Consider the following 17057-nt stretch of genomic DNA (forward strand, 5'->3'; position numbering starts at 1 on the left):
CTTGAACTGTGTTTCAGAAAGCTTCTTTGAATCGATGTATTTCATCCGCAGATTATGCATGAATGCCAAGAAATCTGAAGTGCAAATATCAACCAAAAAGAAGATCATTTTTTGATTTATGAAAGAGATCTATTAAGTTATCCTTTATATTAAGTACATCATTACACTTCTTGCAAAAATTGGGTTTCACAAGAAGCCTAATATTTACATCTCATTCATCAAACATCCAGCGCTCTCTTAAGGTCCGAATTTTTGCAGATGGATGAATAATAGAACGATCAGGATTAACCAATCGAACAGACCCTTGTGGTAAACCGTAATAAAGTTCTATTTTTCGTTGAATTGTTCTTACACGAGCATCGCTTCGGGTTGCACGTTGACGATTTGCACCAACTCGTAAATAACTTGCTTGTCCGCTTTCTTCATTATTTAAGTTTGAATCTTCACTATTTTCAACCAAAGTTTGCTCATTATGAATTTCTTCATCCACAATAATAGATTCATCATTTGGCAACTCAGTCGCTAAACTAGACAAATCTCTTTCTTCCAACTCCAACAAAATATCAAACTGATAATTATGCCCCTCTTCTCTCCAACTTCCAGAGAACATTTCATAGGAGTCGTCCTCAAAATTTCCTTCTAAAACATAATTTAAATCAAAATCTCCATGTTCATCATGATATTCTACAACCCCATGCACAACCTGAAATTCAGTTGTCATCTTTAAGACGATTCGTCCTGATTGAACTCGACCATATCCATTGATCTTGCCTTCAAATAAGACAAAAATTTCATTATCTTTTTTGCCAATCCGAGTTACCTTTGCTGGAAGAGCATTCCAATAAATTTCACCTAACATTATTTTCTCCTTCCATCATTTAAGATTTAAATGGCATACAAAATAAAAACCTCTTCTGGGAAAATATCGCCACAGTCTTTTACTCCAAATAAGGTATCACCCCAATGTTCATCAACTAACTTTTCCCCAACAATATTCATTACCTCAGTCATTTTCTCAAACTTTAAAGACTTTAAATTCATGTGAATAATAAATGAAGTATTATATTGAGAACGATCAAATTCTATTTCATCTAGAACTTCCATTTTTATAGAACTATATTCAATATTTAAATATTTCCCTTGCTTAAAAGATAAAGCTTTTTTTAGTTCCAAAAAATCTAAACTATAATCTCGATCAAATATAAATGAGATCAGACTAACCAATATTTCTTCAATCGAAATCTGATGTGATTCATTTTCCGTATATCTATAAACAATAGCATTATATAAATGAGCATTTATAGGCATCATAATTTTTTCTGGAACAATAAATATCAAAAAATTAAAATGATCCGCATTAATTTTGTCTAAAAAAACCTGATTTTCCGTCACAATAATTGTAACCGTATCTTTAGACTGAGTTGGCAATACATCAATCAATGAAACGGTAATACGCAAATTTCTATAATATAATCTGGTATGATCTAAACAGATCATCTTGTCGGCATCAGTATAGATAGAAATATCTTCACTCATGATCTGGCTCAACTAAATCCTGATCTATATCCTCGATTTCAGCATCCGACTCATCAGAAAATGAATCAAGATCACTTTCTTCTTTTTCATCATCTCGATATTCTGCTAAATCATCATAGTCCACGTCATAATAATTGCGTGCAGCCAAGACATGTACTTTAACTTTTTCAAATAACTCTTGTGGTTCAATCACTTGTATGGAATGTGATTTTTCAACTAACCAATTTAAAACACTGGTCGTAATAATAATTTTTACCTCAAGGATAAAATAATCTTCATCCTGATCAATAATATCCTGATATTCATCAATTGGATAAGATTCCAACTCATCTCTCAAATAACTTTCACAACGGAGCTTGATTGAAAGTTCTTCCCTCTCAAAATGAGCATTTTCATATTCTTTTTCTTCAACCAAATCATCTAAATCAAATGAATCAACATCCACACTAATACGCTGTTTAGCAAATTTGACATTATCAAAACGCTGCATATTAAATGTACGCAACTCACTATATTGATCAATAATCTTACTTGCCATAAGATATTGCTTATTTCCATATTGGATAATACCATGTGGTTTAAGCGTATATTCTGTTTGCTCAAATGAACCTTCTTTTCGATACAAACATTTGACCCATTCTTCATTATTTAATAAGGCAGTATAAATATTTTTAACTTTTTCCATATGAAAATCATCAACATTCGTATTATGGTAACCTGTGGGTACAAAACGAATCCTTTCTTGCCAATCTTGTAATTGAGTATTTTTTTCTAATTGTTTGGTAGCAGATTCAAAATGACCTTTAACATTATTATAAATCGTTTCAGGTAAGCATTGATGTAAATAACTATTTGCCATAACAAGCACTAGAGCCAATTCAGCATCCATTTCTTCGATTGCAGCATCTTCACTTAGATAATATTCACTCGGTTGATTGCCCTTTTTAGGAATACAATTTACTGTACCTGTCACTAAAATACTTTTAAGCTTATCCAAGTCCCGTTTAATGGCTTTACGCATGGATTGATCATCAATTTCATCGTTATACCAAGACCGTACTTTTAGCTGTAATTGATCCATTGGACAAGGTTGTTTAGGTAGACGTGGTAACTGATAATATAAATTCAATACTCTATTCAATTTATTGATTTCAATGTTTTGATGATACTGACGACGATTTAAATTTTTTGGAAAACCTTTTGGTTTTGTCATTTTCATGGCTTATTCCGACTTTAACTCTTGCTGTTAAAGTCATCATAGCAGCCTTGCCAGACATATAATGTCCGATAGAAAAATTTTTATTATTTATTCTAAGATATTGATTTTAATTATTTTTAATCCTTAGTTCAGCCAAATATTTGCCAAACTTGCGTGCAGTTTCTAAATCCCCTTCGGGCGGTGTAATTTCAACGCTAGCGTTATCGGACTGCGTCATTAAACCCAGAAAACTCGACATTCGGTTAATATCCAATGGACTTCTTCCTGTTGGCATAAATGGCAAACCAGCCCATAACATGCCATGTTGCATCGCAAATAAATTAATTTGCTGTAATACCGCCAATTTGTCTCCGCTGAGACCACCACCGTTAGTAAAACCAGCAGCCAATTTCCCCTGCCATGTACGTGCCAACCAACGTTTAGAGGAGTCCTCCATAAACTGTTTCAAAGCAGAAGTTAAGCTTCCCATATAGGTTGGACAACCCATCACGATCACATCGGCCTGATCCAATAAATCCCATTGCGGTGCAGCCACTGAAAGTAGATGCACTTCGGCTCCCGCTTGTTCAGCGCCTTGTGCGATATATTGTGCAACCTTAGCTGTGTGCCCATAAGGACTATGGTAAATCACACAAACTTTGATTTGGGGAGTAATTTGCTCAATAACAGACATGGAGAATTTAAAAACCAATGAATTGAATCAAGTTTAACATTTTTAACGAATACAAGGCGAATCAATAGTGCAAAGGATAGATTTATTGCATAAATACAAAGGTTGCCATTCGTCCAGTTTTTGCATCACGACGATAGGAAAAATAATCCTGTGACTGTAGATAGGAACATTGATCACCACCAAGCACGGTTTCCACACCTAAACGGTTTAAGATAAAGCGTGCAATCGCATAGAGATCCGCCTGATATTTACCTTCAGCCTGACCTGCCATAAAAGCACTTTCCAGTTCAGGATATTTTTCGCAGAAAGCCTTTGTTACTTCCACCCCGACCTCAAAACAAGGCTGGCTAATGGCAGCACCCAGCCATGCCCAAGTGGGTTGGGATTTCATTTCAGCAACCGTATTTTCGACAATTCCATTAGCCAAGCCACGCCAACCTGCGTGTAGATTGGCGACTTCTGTACCTTCGTTATTACCCAAAACAATAGGCAAACAATCAGCAGTCATCATCATTAAAACATGACCTGTGCGCTGTGTGACTAAGCCATCACCTTCAAGCGCAATAAATGGAATTTGCTCGTTAATTGTATGACAAATGCTGCTATGCGTTTGTGTCATCCAAGTGATTTTATCTACACCAAATGCAGACAACTCATTCAACAAGAGCATTCGATGTTGCTGAACACGTTGTGCATCATCATTCACGTGCAAAGCCAGATTAAATCCTGATAGATTTTCATTTTGAGTTGCAATCGTTTGAGGATGCTGAATACCTGTTTGCCCAACATATACCCCTTTGGGCAAACCTTGTACAAATTCCATAAAATCCGTCCTCTTACCAGGATATATCCCTTAGCTTTTGAACGGGAGAAGCTGAACACATCCCCCTTTATTTAAAGAGAATTTTTTAATACGCTTCATTCTCTTGGCGAAGTACTTCCACCAGTTGAGTGAAATCCTCTGGCCATGGTGCTTCAAACATCATTTCTTCGCCAGTACGTGGATGCACTAAACCTAATTTTGCTGCATGTAACGCTTGACGTTTAAAACTACGTAGCATGTCAATTAAGACTTCTGATGCGCCAGCAGGGAAACGTACACGATTGACATAAACAGGATCACCTACCAAACCATGTCCAAGATAACTAAAATGCACACGAATTTGATGGGTACGTCCTGTTTCAAGTTGCGCCTGAATACGCGTGAAGTCGCGGAAACGCTCTTTCACATTGTAATGTGTTACTGCATCACGCCCACCAGGTAAGATTGCCATTTTGACACGATCGACTGGGTGACGTTTAATTGGCTCATCAATCGTGCCACCCGCAATAATATTTCCATATGCAACTAAATCATAAACACGATAAACGGTTTTTTTCGCAAGTTGTTTACTGAGAGAAAACTGGGCTTCCAATGTTTTTGCAACAACCAATAGACCGCTGGTATCTTTATCAATACGATGTACTAAACCTGCACGTGAAAGCTCAGCCAGTTTCGGTGCATGATAAAGCAAGGCATTAACCAAAGTACCTGTAGGATTGCCAGCACCAGGATGAACCACCATCCCAACCTCTTTATTAATCACAATAATATCGTCGTCTTCATAGACAATATTGAGGGGAATATTTTCAGGTTGACTCGAGGTTTGGGCTTCTAATTCAACATTCAGCGTAAGCAATTCATTGCCTTCGCAACGATATTTAGGTTTTACAATGTTACCATTTACCAACAGATGCCCATCTTTCATCCATTGCTTGAGCTTTTCACGAGAAAACTCGCTCCAAACCAATGCAGCAACCTGATCAATACGCTGACCTAGATACTCTTCATCGAGTTGAATTTGCAACGATAAACGTGTTGCAGTTGTATCAGAATTATGATTATCTGCATCGACAGAATCTTCAAGTAAGAAATCTGTCTCAGAAAGGTTTGAATTGGAAGATTGTGTTGAAGTCATTTTGATGATCGATACAAAAATGGTTTAATAGCACCATTGTAGCTTATTGTCCCAAAAGCAGAGGAATTTTTATGTCGCTACCCCATTATAAAATTACCGTATTGGCTTTATCTTTAGGCGTAGCGTCTGTATTTGTTGGTTGTAGCAGTAATCCAAGCAAAAAAGAAGTGGTTGATAAAGGCCCACAGTCAAGTGAACAAGTCTATTTTGAAAAAGCACAAAAATCACTTGAACGTAATCAATATACGGATGCTGTTAAATCACTTGAAGCGATAGATACGTATTATCCAACTGGACAATACACTCAACAAGCACAACTTGAACTCCTCTACGCCAAATTTAAACAAAAAGATTATGAAGGTACGATTGCACTGGCAGATCGTTTCATTCGTTTAAATCCACAACATCCAAATGTTGATTACGCCTACTATGTTCGGGGTGTAGCCAACATGGAAATGAATTACGACAGTTTGATTCGTTATACGTCATTACAACAATCACATCGTGATGTGAGCTACGTTAAAGTCGCTTATCAAAACTTTGTAGACTTGATTCGTCGTTTCCCAAGTAGCCAATATTCAGTAGATGCTGCACAGCGTATGAAATTTATCGGTCAAGAATTAGCCGAAAGTGAAATGAATGCGGCACGGTTCAATATTCAACGTAAAGCATGGTTAGCTGCTGCTGAACGCGCACAATGGGTGATTGAACACTATCCTCAAACACCACAAACACCTGAAGCACTTGCAACATTAGCTTATAGCTACCAAAAATTAGGCGATCAGGCGACGTCTCAACAATATATTGATCTCTTAAAACTGAACTATCCAAATTTAGTTAAGGCAAATGGTGAAGTAAATCTTCGTGCTGCTCGTAAAGAAGGTAGTTGGGTCAATCGTGCCACTTTAGGCTTGCTTGGCCGTGAATCTAAAACGGTACAAGTCAAAGAACAAACCAATGGTGAAACTGAGCAACGCAGCTTAACAAATCGTTTGAGCCTTGGTTTATTAGATAAACCGACAACTGAAGAAATCGATTCTGCTCCTATTGAAGAACCAACTGATAAACCAAGTTGGATGAACCGTTTAAGCTTCGGGCTATTAGATAAGCCTGAGACCAAAGAAACTTCGGGGGCTGATGCTGCAAATTAATTTGCACTCATCAAAACCACAAAACAGGCAAGTCTACCCTTGCCTGTTTTTCATTTTATGCAACAATGAATTCTGACACACTGACTTCAACGAAGATGTTATCTCTCAGTCCCAAATGGTTAAATGTACATGGCAATTCCACAACATACGATTGATCAAATCTTAGATCGAACTGATATCGTCGATTTAATCGGTCAACGTGTGAAGTTAAAAAAGACTGGGCGTACTTACTCGGGCTGTTGTCCATTCCATCAGGAAAAATCTCCATCATTCCATGTGTATAGAGATAAGCAGTATTACCACTGCTTTGGGTGTCAAGCCAATGGAAATGCGATTCGCTTCCTCATGGACATTGATAGTCGTAACTTTGTCGATGTGATGAAAGACTTGTCTAATCAGACAGGCATCGAATTACCGAAAGATAATCACGACAATAAAAAACTTTCTTATAAACGTAGTCCTCAACAAATTGCAGCGGCTCAACCAACAAACACGTCAGTCGCTGAAAATCCAGCACCTATTTCTGTAGCAGACGAATTTATAGATGGGCATTTTGTCAATAGAGATCGTGTTATGGATGATCCTTTTGCTCAATTTGATCCATCCTTCTATATGGATGAACAAGTTCAAGAAGGTAATCTCTATGACTTATTGGAAAACGTTGCTCAGTTTTATGAACGTCAACTCCCATCAAGTCAAAAAGCACAAAATTATTTCAAACAGCGTGGCTTATCGGCACAAACGATTCAATTTTGGCGTTTAGGTTATGCACCAGAGGATTGGCAGCATTTAGAAAAAGCCTTTCCACAAGATATTGAAGGTTTGAAACAGCTGGGTCTGATTCGCTCTAGTGATAGTGGTCGAGATTTTGATTTATTACGTGAGCGGGTGATTTTTCCGATCCGTGATCATAAAGGCCGCGTGGTTGGTTTTGGTGGTCGTGCGCTCAATGATGAAATTAAACCTAAATATATTAACTCACCAGATTCAGAGGTATTCCACAAGAATCAATTGCTTTATGGTTTGTATGAGGGTCGTAAACTCAAAGCCAATGATTGGTTAATGGTCGAAGGCTATATGGACGTGATTGCATTGCAGCAATATGGTATCAATGGTGCTGTCGCAACCCTGGGAACAGCCAGTAATGCGGATCATTTAACCACTCTATTTAAACAAAATTCTCGTATTACCATTGCCTTTGATGGGGATGCTGCTGGACAGAAAGCAGCACGACGCACCTTAGAAATTGCGCTACCCTTACTTAATGATGGTCGTGAATTAAAATTCTTTGTGCTTCCGAATGAACATGATCCAGACTCATTAATTCGTCGTGAAGGCTTAGAAAACTTCCAAAAATTATTACAACAGGCACCGCTTTTATCTGACTTTGTGTTTGCCTATTTAACAGGGCAGCATGACGTTAGCACGCCAGAAGGTAAAAGTTTAGTCATGGGAGAACTACGTGAATTAACAGAGTTATTACCTAAACATGGCTCATTCCGTTATCTGCTGAGTCAGTCTTTCCGTGAGAAACTCGGTCTAGGCAAACGTTTTACCCCTCAAATCAGCCACGATGCCTCTTTATCTTTTAATATTCAAACCAAAGATGAAGATTTTGCAATCGCAATTTTAATGCATCACCCATTCCTCTATATTCATTTTGAAGAATTACTGGCAGTGATTGACCAAACTGAGCTGCTGGCTAAAGTTTTAGCAGTGCTCAATATTGTATTTGATGATTTACCTGATGATCAGGAATTAGCAACGTATTACGTACTCGGTGCATGTAGTCGTTATAGTCATGAGATTGCCGATGTTATGCAGAGAACCAATATTGAGTCATTAACTCAAGCACCTGAGATTGCTGATAAATTGGCTAAGGACTTTTCATTAAATCTACAAGAAAAATATTTAAAATTAAAACTGAGATCACCTATCTCACTCATTGAATCACGCAATTTACGTCAACAATTAAATGAATTAACAAAACAGATTAGCTTGAAGTTATTGTCCTAAGCTAAGTTACTGTCTCGGTTTACGCTCATGCTCAAACACATCCTGTAGATGTTGCTGTAACCATTCAAAATAATCTGGATTTTCAGCTTTAGCAGCTTCTCTTAATAAAATAGAAGTTGGGTGCATAAGTTTCTGTGATAGGCGATGAGCAAACTCCCGCATCACCTGTTCTGCGGCATGACCATGTTGCAATAACTCTAATGCATGTGCCAACTCTTTTTGGCTGACTTCTTCACTGTGCTGACGATAAGCTTGAATGGTGCTACTCGCCTCTTTCACTTTTTGTTGGGTCATCAATTGAGTAGCCAATTGATTCACCATAATTTCAGCCTCAACAGCCGCCTGACGACGTTGCGCTAAATTTTCATCAATCACACTTTGTAGATCATCCACACCATATAAATATACGTTATCTAATGATTCAACTTTCGGATCAATATCACGTGGAACAGCCAAATCGACCATCAACATTTGCTGATAGCGACGCTTTTTAAGTGCGGCTTTAACATCTGAATATTGAATAACTTGATGTAAACTTCCTGTACAGCTCGAGACAACATCTGCTCTATATAAATTCTGGGCAAGTTCAGCAAAAGGAATAATTTCAACCTCAACTTGGTGAGCAATTTCTTGTGCCAGTAAATCAGCACGCTCACGGCTACGGTTACAAATTAGAATTTTTGCCACACCCATTTCCGCTAAATGCTTAGCAACCAAACTATTCATTTCACCTGCGGCAACTACCATAACCGTTAACTTTTCAGGGCGGCTAAAGACTTGCAATGCTAACTGAGCAACTGCATAACCCATTGAAACAGCATGGCTACCTACAGAGGTTTCTGAACGAACACGTTTCGCTGCATAAAAAGCATATTCAAAAACACTATTTAGTTCAGGCGACACAGTTTGTGCGTCTTTAGATAAAGCCAAAGCACTTTTGACTTGCCCTAAAATTTGTGGCTCACCCAACATCAAAGAGTCTAAACCACTTGCAACACGCATTAAATGTGTAACAGCTTGGGCATTTTCGTAACGATAAACATGATGAATTAACTGTTTTACATCAATATTATTCACTTGGGCTAACCAAGTCAGAACACTATCAGCATCTTCTGTCATGGCATAAACTTCAGTGCGATTACAAGTTGATACAACAACTAAATCATTCAAAGGTGAATGTTTATTTTGTTCAAGCAATAGCGCAGCTAATCGCTCTGCGTTGAAAGCGATTTGTTCACGAAGTTCAACAGAAGCTGTTTGATGGTTGACACCCAATGCAAAGAAAGACATATCAGATCATCATTTCGCTAAATTTATGTTATTGTGCAACATCGGTGTCATAAAAAGCATTACTTTGGATCAATAAAAATTGCGTCAGCTATATCGCCGTACCCTTTTTAGCGGCAAGACGATTCGACGGTATTCTACCACAATCTTGTTGTTAGGTAGCATGAGCTCGTATGTCTCTGCACAAGCAATACACGACATGTATGCAGATAAAGGCTTTGACAACGCATTACAACAAAGTATGGTTGCTGAATTTTCTCTTGCTTATGATGATATTGCAACTGCATTACACAATTATACAGTGCTGGCAATTCGAAGTAATTCAACAACTATCAAACAGCGTGCCTTAGATGTCGCCTTAGAATATAACGATTTTCAATCTGCATTAGATATTGCAACACATTGGGTAGAACAAGAACCCAAAGATGTTCCTGCTTTATTTTACTTATCACATATTGCCCTGAAAACTCATGAATATGAATTGGCAGCTAAAACCTTAGATAAGATCTTAAATATTGACCCAACTGCTGATCTCGAACAAATTTTGGCAGGGATTGCACCCGAACAAGCACAAGATCGTGAAATTTTATTAAATGCTTTACGTACCAGTAAAGAACGTGAAAACCCATCTATCTTGGCTTTAATCGCTGGATTAGAAGCGCAAGATGGCTTATATGAGCAAGCATTAAATAATATCAATAAAGCCTTACGTAAACGTTCAAAATCGACCAGTTTCATTCTGATGAAAGCCAATCTATTAATGGCTTTACGCGACGATGCTGAAACACAAAAGTGGTTTGCACAAGCCAGTCGAAAAAATAAAAGCAATATTGATATACGATTAGCTGAAGCTCGCTATTACATTCAAATCAATCAACAACAGCAAGCATTAGATAAGCTTGAAAGTATTATCAAAGATTATCCAAAAACTGAAGAAGCCTTATTTATTGCCGGCTTAACCAGTATTGATTTAAAACAATACGAAAAAGCTGAACAATATTTAGTTGAATTGCGTTCTTCAGCAAAATATCAGAATGAAGCTTATTACTATCTTGCAATCAATGCACAGCGCAAACAACATTATGAAACCGCAAAAGCATATTATCGGCTCGTGGATGGCAGCTTATATATTGTGTCTCGACGCAATATGGTCACTATTTTCGAAAAGCAAGGGCAATTAAATGATGCTTTACGCTTTCTGACACAAGAACGGGTGAATTATCCACAACATGCAAGTTTCCTCTATCAAGCTCAAGCTGATATTTTAAAAAAGATGGATAATAAAAAAGCAGCTTTAGTATTGCTAGATGAAGCGATTAAGAGCTTACCCGATGATCCTGAACTGATTTATGCAGAAGTATTATTGCTGGATCCTTATACCGATCGGGATAAATTAGATAAAACTTTGAAGCAACTTTTAATTATTGAACCCAATAGCCCGACCTATTTAAACGCTTATGCCTATACCTTAGCATTGCAAAATCGTCGCCTAAAAGAAGCGCGCAAATATGCAGAACTAGCGCTCAACTTTGCACCTGAACAAGCCTCTATTCTTGATACATTGGGCTATATCGCTTTTCTACAAAATGATTTTGATACCGCAACCAAAGTCTTGGGACAAGCCTATTCAATTAGCCAAAATATCAATATTGGAGTTCGCTATGCTAAAGCGCTGTATATGCAAGGCGCACTCACACAATTTAGTGAGGTGTTACAGCAATTGAAACAAAAACATGCAAATGCCCCACAATTACAACAACTTGATAGCTTAATCTTACCTATCACTGTAAAAAAGAGTTAAATACATGCGCTTGTTTTCAAAATTATGTGTCGCGATATGTAGCAGTAGTGTCCTAGTATTAACAGGCTGCCAACATCTAAGCCAACCAAATAAGATAATTGCTTCACCACAAGTGCAAGATGAAAATAACTTTAGCTTACAAGGTAAAATAGGTGTACGTACACCACAACAGTCTGGCAGTGCTTTTTTTACATGGGTTCAACAACAAGATCAATTTGATATTGAACTGACTGGAATTTTAGGTGTTGGGAAAACCCAAATTGAAGGCAAATCAGGTCAAGTCACCTTAAATAGCGCCAAAACAGGTCTGATTACGGCAGCTACACCTGAAGAGTTATTAGAAAAAGCAACAGGTTGGCAGGCACCGATTATGCACCTTGCCTACTGGGTACAAGCGAAGCCTGCGACACAAAATGCTCAAGCGAGCAAAGACGAACAAAATCGCTTGAAACAGCTCATTGAAGATGGCTGGACTGTTGATTTCAGCTATAACGATAAGCAAATCCTTCCAAATAAACTTTTGTTGAAGCAAGCACTTGCTGACGATAAAGAAAACCGTATTACAATGGTGATTCAAAACCGATAGATTAGATTCTTTTATGATTAGAGTACCTTCCCCTGCTAAATTGAATTTATTTCTGCACATCACTGGTCGTAGAGACAATGGTTATCATGAATTACAAACTATTTTTCAACTGATTGATTTATATGATTGGATGACTTTTGAGCCAATTGCGGATGGAATGATTCATATTGAAGGCTTAAACGAGGTTGCTCTTGAAAAAAACTTAATCTATCGTGCAGCACAATTACTCAAACCCCATGCAAAAGAACCATGTGGGTTAAATATTCAAATCGAGAAAAATATTCCGATGGGTGCTGGTCTTGGCGGCGGTTCATCTAATGCAGCCACTACACTCATTGTACTCAATCAACTGTGGCAATGCGGTTTAAATGAACAGCAATTAGCTGATTATGGTGTGCAACTGGGTGCCGATGTGCCTATCTTTATTTTTGGTCGAAATGCATGGGCAGAAGGCATAGGTGAACATTTATCATTCATAGACTTAGCTCAAAAACAATTCATAATTTTAAAACCTGATTGTTTTATCAGCACTCAAGCACTTTTTTCACAAAAAATGTTGACAAGAGATTCTAAGATCACTACATTTTGCGCCTATCAGTTAGAACCTTCTAGCTTTGGAAATAACTTCGAACCTCTGGCTCGACAGTTATACCCTGAAGTTGAAGAAGCGATGCAATATTTAGATCAATTTGGTCTAGCAAAGCTTACAGGTACAGGTGCTTGTGTTTTTATTGAAGTAACAAGTGAAATGGATATAAAGAAAATTTTGCAAAACGCGCCTTGTAAAGCTTACTTGGTCAATAGTTTAGCAGAATCACCTTTAAGACATTTCAAAGTTACACGTTAGGGGCGTCGCCAAGTGGTAAGGCAGCGGGTTTTGATCTCGCCATCCGTTGGTTCGAATCCAGCCGCCCCTGCCAATTTTCACCTGTAGATGTATGTAATAGGGGCGTCGCCAAGTGGTAAGGCAGCGGGTTTTGATCTCGCCATCCGTTGGTTCGAATCCAGCCGCCCCTGCCATATCTTTAGACAGACTTGTTTTATATTGATACCTGTTCAATCATATTGACATTATCATGCAAAACGATTAAAGTTCTGCCGCATTAGGGGCGTCGCCAAGTGGTAAGGCAGCGGGTTTTGATCTCGCCATCCGTTGGTTCGAATCCAGCCGCCCCTGCCATCCAAATTCATTATAAGCCAACCGCCAAGGGTGCTTCATGCCCAATCTTGTCGTTTTTAGTGGAAGTGCTCATCCACATTTCGCCCAAAAAGTCGTAAGCCATTTACATATCCCTCTCGGTGCTGCTTCTGTAAGTAAGTTTTCTGATGGTGAAATTTCAGTTGAAATTACTGAAAATGTTCGTGGTAAAGACGTTTTTATCGTTCAATCTACTTGTGCGCCTACCAACGATAACCTGATGGAAATCTTGGTCATGGCTGATGCTTTGCGTCGTGCAAGTGCTGGTCGTATCACTGCAGTCATTCCGTATTTCGGTTATGCACGTCAAGATCGTCGTCCACGTTCTGCTCGTGTTCCAATTACTGCAAAAGTTGTTGCAGACATGCTGACAACTGTAGGTATTGACCGTGTGGTAATGATCGACTTACACGCAGACCAAATTCAAGGTTTCTTTGATATTCCTGTTGACAACATCTACGGAACGCCTGCGTTATTGGCAGACCTACGTCAACAACAACATGACAACCTTATGGTGGTTTCACCTGACGTTGGTGGTGTTGTTCGTGCACGTGCTGTTGCAAAACAGTTAGGTGATATCGATTTAGCTATCATTGATAAACGTCGCCAAAAAGCAAATGAGTCACAAGTGATGCATTTGATTGGTGATGTAAAAGATCGTGACTGTGTCATTGTTGATGACATGGTCGACACAGCAGGTACGCTTTGCAAAGCTGCGGATGCACTGAAACAATTTGGTGCTCGTCGAGTGATTGCTTATGCGACTCACCCTGTTTTATCAGGCAAAGCGATTGATAACCTTCGTAACTCTGTTATTGATGAACTCGTTGTTACTGACACGATTCCTCTTTCAGATGAAGCAGCAAACTTAGGTAAAATTCGCCAAGTTTCTGTTGCAAGCATGGTTGCTGAAACAATTCGTCGTATCAATAACGAAGAATCTATTAGCGCTATGTTCGATAGTTATCTATAATAGCCCAGCTTTTTTTCTTAAACCCTAGCTCGCTAGGGTTTTTCTATCACTAAACTGGTCGCAAGTTTAGTTACTCAAACTCAATGAGGATATGCCCATGGCAAACTTCGTATTAAACGCTCAAGTACGTGAAGTAGCACAACAAGGGAAAGGTTCGAGCCGCCGCCTTCGCCACGCTGCTCAAATCCCAGCAATCATCTATGGTGGTAGCGCTGAGCCTGTAGCTGTTACTTTAGAGCTTCGTGAAATCGTTAAAGCTTTAGAAAACAATGCTTTCTTCGAAGAAGTTATCGAAATCAAAATCGGTGATAAAGTTGAAAACGTTAAAATCCAAGCGTTACAACGTCACCCAGCTAAAAACACACCTATGCACGCTGACTTTAAACGCGCATAAGTGTTAAAGGCGTAAATTAGTGTCAAATATTTCGCTAATTGTTGGTTTGGGTAATCCTGGTAAGGAATATGCCCAAACCCGCCATAATGCAGGTTTCTGGTTCGTAGAACAGCTTGCAGATCGTTATGGTATTTCTTTAAAGGCTGATCCAAAATTTCATGGATACAGCGGTCGTGGTCAAATTGATGGTCATGACGTACGTTTACTCTTACCTACCACTTTCATGAACCGTTCTGGTCAAAGTGTCGTACCATTTGCCAAATTTTATCAAGTTGCACCTGAAGCAATTCTTGTTGCTCATGATGAACTCGATATGGATCCTGGTATTATTCGTTTAAAATCAGGTGGTGGACATGGCGGACATAATGGTCTTCGCGACATCGTTCCACATATTGGTGCTAATTTCAATCGCTTACGTATAGGAATTGGACATCCTGGTTCTAAAGAACGTGTTTCTGGTCATGTGCTTGGCAAAGCTCCTAGCAGTGAACAAGCTTTAATGGATGCTGCGATTGATCATGCTTTATCAAAAGTGAAAATGCTTGTCGATGGACAAGTTTCACAGGCAATGAATCAAATTAATGCATACAAACCCGCTTAAATTTAAACTGAATTGTTGATCAATCACGCTTGCCATATTGCATTTTTAAGCGCAAAATGCGCATCAAACCGCCTATCGCCAGCGGGAAACGTGACAAGTCAACCAATAAGATATTCATCTTAGGTCTTACTCAGGAGACGCTAGCCATGCTATCTCGTTTATTAAAATGTAAAATTCACCGTGCAGTTGTCACTCATGCAGAACTTCATTATGAAGGTTCTTGTGCAATTGATGGTGTATTAATGGACTTAGCAGGGATTCGTGAATACGAAGAAATCCACGTATGGAACGTAACCAACGGCAAACGCTTCACAACTTATGCAATTCGTGGTGAAGATGACTCAGGTATTATTTCAGTGAATGGTGGCGCAGCACACCAAGCTGATGTCGGTGATTTAGTCATTATTGCAACTTTTGGTGATTTCACTGAAGTAGAAGCCAACCTTCACAAACCACGTTTGGTTTATGCAAATCCGGACAATACAGTCAATCACACGGCAAACTGTATTCCTGTACAAATTGCATAAATATTTAAAAAATTTCTAAAAAGCCAGTCAATGTGAACTGGCTTTTTTTATGGCTAGGTCGATACTAAGTGCTGAATAGAACTCATCAAAACAATTCAAAAACAATGACTTCTCCACGACAAAACCGAAACTTCATTTGCTTAAATTCATATTTCAATAGAACGATCCATTTCATAAATAGTTCCCTTTCCTCTCAAAAAACTAGCTATAATCAAAGCACATCGCTTCAGGGCGGGGTGTAATTCCCCACCGGTGGTAAGTTGGGCCTTGCAATCAAGTGACCTAATCAGCCCACGAGCCTGTATATATTTATATACTCGCAGATTTGGTGAGAGACCAAAGCCGACGGTATAGTCCGGATGAAAGAAGACGAAACCACTGAAATACGCTTTTCGCGTTGTTTTGGTGTACGCTTATTTTTTACATCAGTCCTGAAATGTTCAACCGTATCCTATTTACGAGAGCGTTTCATTATGTCGAGTTTAATTCAACCCGAACTTTTCTTTTCAGCCCTTTCCCCTGCTGAACAACGTATTCAACAAGCTTTAGAAGATATCCGCCAAGGCAAACCAGTATTGGTAATGGATGATTTCGATCGTGAAAATGAAGCCGATCTTATTATTGCTGCTGAAACACTCACTGTCGAAACCATGGCACGAATGATTCGTGATGGTTCTGGTATTGTGTGCTTATGTCTGACAGAAGAGTTGGCCGATCATCTAGCACTCCCACCAATGGTGGTCGACAATTCTAGCCAATTTAAAACAGCATTCACGGTAACGATCGAAGCTGCACAAGGTGTGACCACTGGTGTTTCTGCTAAAGATCGCGTAACAACAATTTTAGCTGCCACTAAAGATGGTGCTATTGCAAGTGACCTCAGTCGACCAGGTCATGTGTTCCCATTACGTGCACGTAATGGTGGCGTATTAACTCGTAGAGGACATACTGAAGGAACAATAGATTTAGCCCGTTTGGCTGGTTTAAAACCATCTGGCGTATTATGTGAACTGACTAATCCTGATGGCTCTATGGCATCAGGTATTCAAGTTCTAGCTTATGCTCAAACACATGGCCTTACCGTGATTAGTATCGAAGAATTGGTTCAATATCGCTTAAAACATAATATTTAATGAA

The 17057-nt window shown here is 38.8% G+C and carries 17 protein-coding genes, 3 tRNA genes and 1 riboswitch; of the genes, 13 read left to right on the forward strand and 7 right to left on the reverse strand.

The genetic code is table 11. The annotated features are described in order from the left end of the window. Positions 1-211: 211 nt before the first annotated feature. From CDG56_RS03680 to rluD, 6 genes are all read right to left on the reverse strand, one after another. The gene (locus CDG56_RS03680; RefSeq protein ID WP_087546963.1) at positions 212-859 is read right to left on the reverse strand and encodes a hypothetical protein; all 648 of its coding nucleotides are present in this window, start codon (positions 857-859) and stop codon (positions 212-214) included. A 26-nt stretch (positions 860-885) separates the two neighbouring features. Then, complete coding sequence (locus CDG56_RS03685; RefSeq protein ID WP_087546964.1) at positions 886-1536, reverse strand: hypothetical protein; 651 nt, start codon at positions 1534-1536, stop codon at positions 886-888. After that, positions 1529-2755 (reverse strand): helix-turn-helix transcriptional regulator, encoded by a 1227-nt coding sequence (locus CDG56_RS03690; protein ID WP_087546965.1) that lies wholly within the window; start codon positions 2753-2755, stop codon positions 1529-1531. Before CDG56_RS03690 ends, CDG56_RS03685 begins: the two co-directional genes overlap by 8 nt. Positions 2756-2861: 106 nt before the next feature. Further along, a complete protein-coding gene (locus CDG56_RS03695) occupies positions 2862-3428 on the reverse strand; it encodes a flavodoxin family protein (RefSeq protein ID WP_087546966.1) in 567 nt (188 codons plus the stop codon). Positions 3429-3510: 82 nt separating this feature from the next. Then, positions 3511-4251: a peptidoglycan editing factor PgeF gene (pgeF, locus tag CDG56_RS03700; RefSeq protein ID WP_087546967.1), complete on the reverse strand. Its 741-nt coding sequence runs from the start codon at positions 4249-4251 to the stop codon at positions 3511-3513. 85 nt (positions 4252-4336) lie between these two features. Beyond that, positions 4337-5386 carry a 23S rRNA pseudouridine(1911/1915/1917) synthase RluD gene (gene rluD, locus CDG56_RS03705; protein WP_087546968.1) on the reverse strand — a complete coding sequence of 350 codons (1050 nt, stop codon included), beginning with the start codon at positions 5384-5386 and terminating at the stop codon, positions 4337-4339. Positions 5387-5457: 71 nt separating this feature from the next. Between rluD and CDG56_RS03710 the strand changes: the two genes are divergently transcribed. Both CDG56_RS03710 and CDG56_RS03715 read left to right on the forward strand, forming a co-directional pair. After that, complete coding sequence (locus tag CDG56_RS03710; RefSeq protein WP_087546969.1) at positions 5458-6537, forward strand: outer membrane protein assembly factor BamD; 1080 nt, start codon at positions 5458-5460, stop codon at positions 6535-6537. A gap of 129 nt (positions 6538-6666) precedes the next feature. After that, positions 6667-8553 carry a DNA primase gene (locus tag CDG56_RS03715; protein ID WP_087546970.1) on the forward strand — a complete coding sequence of 629 codons (1887 nt, stop codon included), beginning with the start codon at positions 6667-6669 and terminating at the stop codon, positions 8551-8553. Positions 8554-8559: 6 nt separating this feature from the next. On the opposite strand, the gene hemA is transcribed toward CDG56_RS03715, so the two are convergent. Next, positions 8560-9843 (reverse strand): glutamyl-tRNA reductase, encoded by a 1284-nt coding sequence (gene hemA / locus CDG56_RS03720; RefSeq protein WP_087544708.1) that lies wholly within the window; start codon positions 9841-9843, stop codon positions 8560-8562. Positions 9844-9922: 79 nt separating this feature from the next. On the opposite strand from hemA, the gene CDG56_RS03725 reads away from it, so the two are divergent. The 11 genes from CDG56_RS03725 (at position 9923) to ribB (ending at position 17053) form a co-directional block, all read left to right on the forward strand. Then, positions 9923-11641: a tetratricopeptide repeat protein gene (locus CDG56_RS03725; protein ID WP_087546971.1), complete on the forward strand. Its 1719-nt coding sequence runs from the start codon at positions 9923-9925 to the stop codon at positions 11639-11641. A gap of 4 nt (positions 11642-11645) precedes the next feature. Beyond that, entirely contained in the window at positions 11646-12227 is a 582-nt protein-coding gene (gene lolB, locus CDG56_RS03730; protein ID WP_087546972.1) for a lipoprotein insertase outer membrane protein LolB, read from the forward strand. A gap of 13 nt (positions 12228-12240) precedes the next feature. Further along, on the forward strand, positions 12241-13074 hold the full coding sequence (gene ispE, locus CDG56_RS03735; protein WP_087546973.1) for a 4-(cytidine 5'-diphospho)-2-C-methyl-D-erythritol kinase: 834 nt from the start codon (positions 12241-12243) through the stop codon (positions 13072-13074). After that, positions 13073-13147, forward strand: a tRNA-Gln gene (locus tag CDG56_RS03740). Before ispE ends, CDG56_RS03740 begins: the two co-directional genes overlap by 2 nt. Positions 13148-13172: 25 nt before the next feature. Continuing rightward, a tRNA-Gln gene (locus CDG56_RS03745) sits at positions 13173-13247 on the forward strand. Positions 13248-13332: 85 nt separating this feature from the next. Then, positions 13333-13407, forward strand: a tRNA-Gln gene (locus CDG56_RS03750). Positions 13408-13444: 37 nt separating this feature from the next. Then, a complete protein-coding gene (locus CDG56_RS03755) occupies positions 13445-14398 on the forward strand; it encodes a ribose-phosphate pyrophosphokinase (protein WP_004663520.1) in 954 nt (317 codons plus the stop codon). Between the two features lie 97 nt (positions 14399-14495). After that, a complete protein-coding gene (gene rplY / locus CDG56_RS03760) occupies positions 14496-14792 on the forward strand; it encodes a 50S ribosomal protein L25 (protein WP_087546974.1) in 297 nt (98 codons plus the stop codon). Between the two features lie 19 nt (positions 14793-14811). Continuing rightward, a complete protein-coding gene (pth, locus tag CDG56_RS03765; protein WP_087546975.1) occupies positions 14812-15393 on the forward strand; it encodes an aminoacyl-tRNA hydrolase in 582 nt (193 codons plus the stop codon). Between the two features lie 146 nt (positions 15394-15539). Beyond that, positions 15540-15920, forward strand: a complete 381-nt coding sequence (gene panD, locus CDG56_RS03770; RefSeq protein ID WP_004655255.1) for an aspartate 1-decarboxylase — start codon at positions 15540-15542, stop codon at positions 15918-15920. A gap of 219 nt (positions 15921-16139) precedes the next feature. After that, positions 16140-16295: riboswitch (FMN riboswitch) on the forward strand. Between the two features lie 98 nt (positions 16296-16393). Further along, the gene (gene ribB / locus CDG56_RS03775) at positions 16394-17053 is read left to right on the forward strand and encodes a 3,4-dihydroxy-2-butanone-4-phosphate synthase (protein WP_087536789.1); all 660 of its coding nucleotides are present in this window, start codon (positions 16394-16396) and stop codon (positions 17051-17053) included. Positions 17054-17057 lie beyond the last annotated feature (4 nt).

The sequence above is a fragment of the Acinetobacter sp. WCHA39 genome, assembly GCF_002165385.1.
Classification (GTDB): Bacteria; Pseudomonadota; Gammaproteobacteria; order Pseudomonadales; family Moraxellaceae; genus Acinetobacter.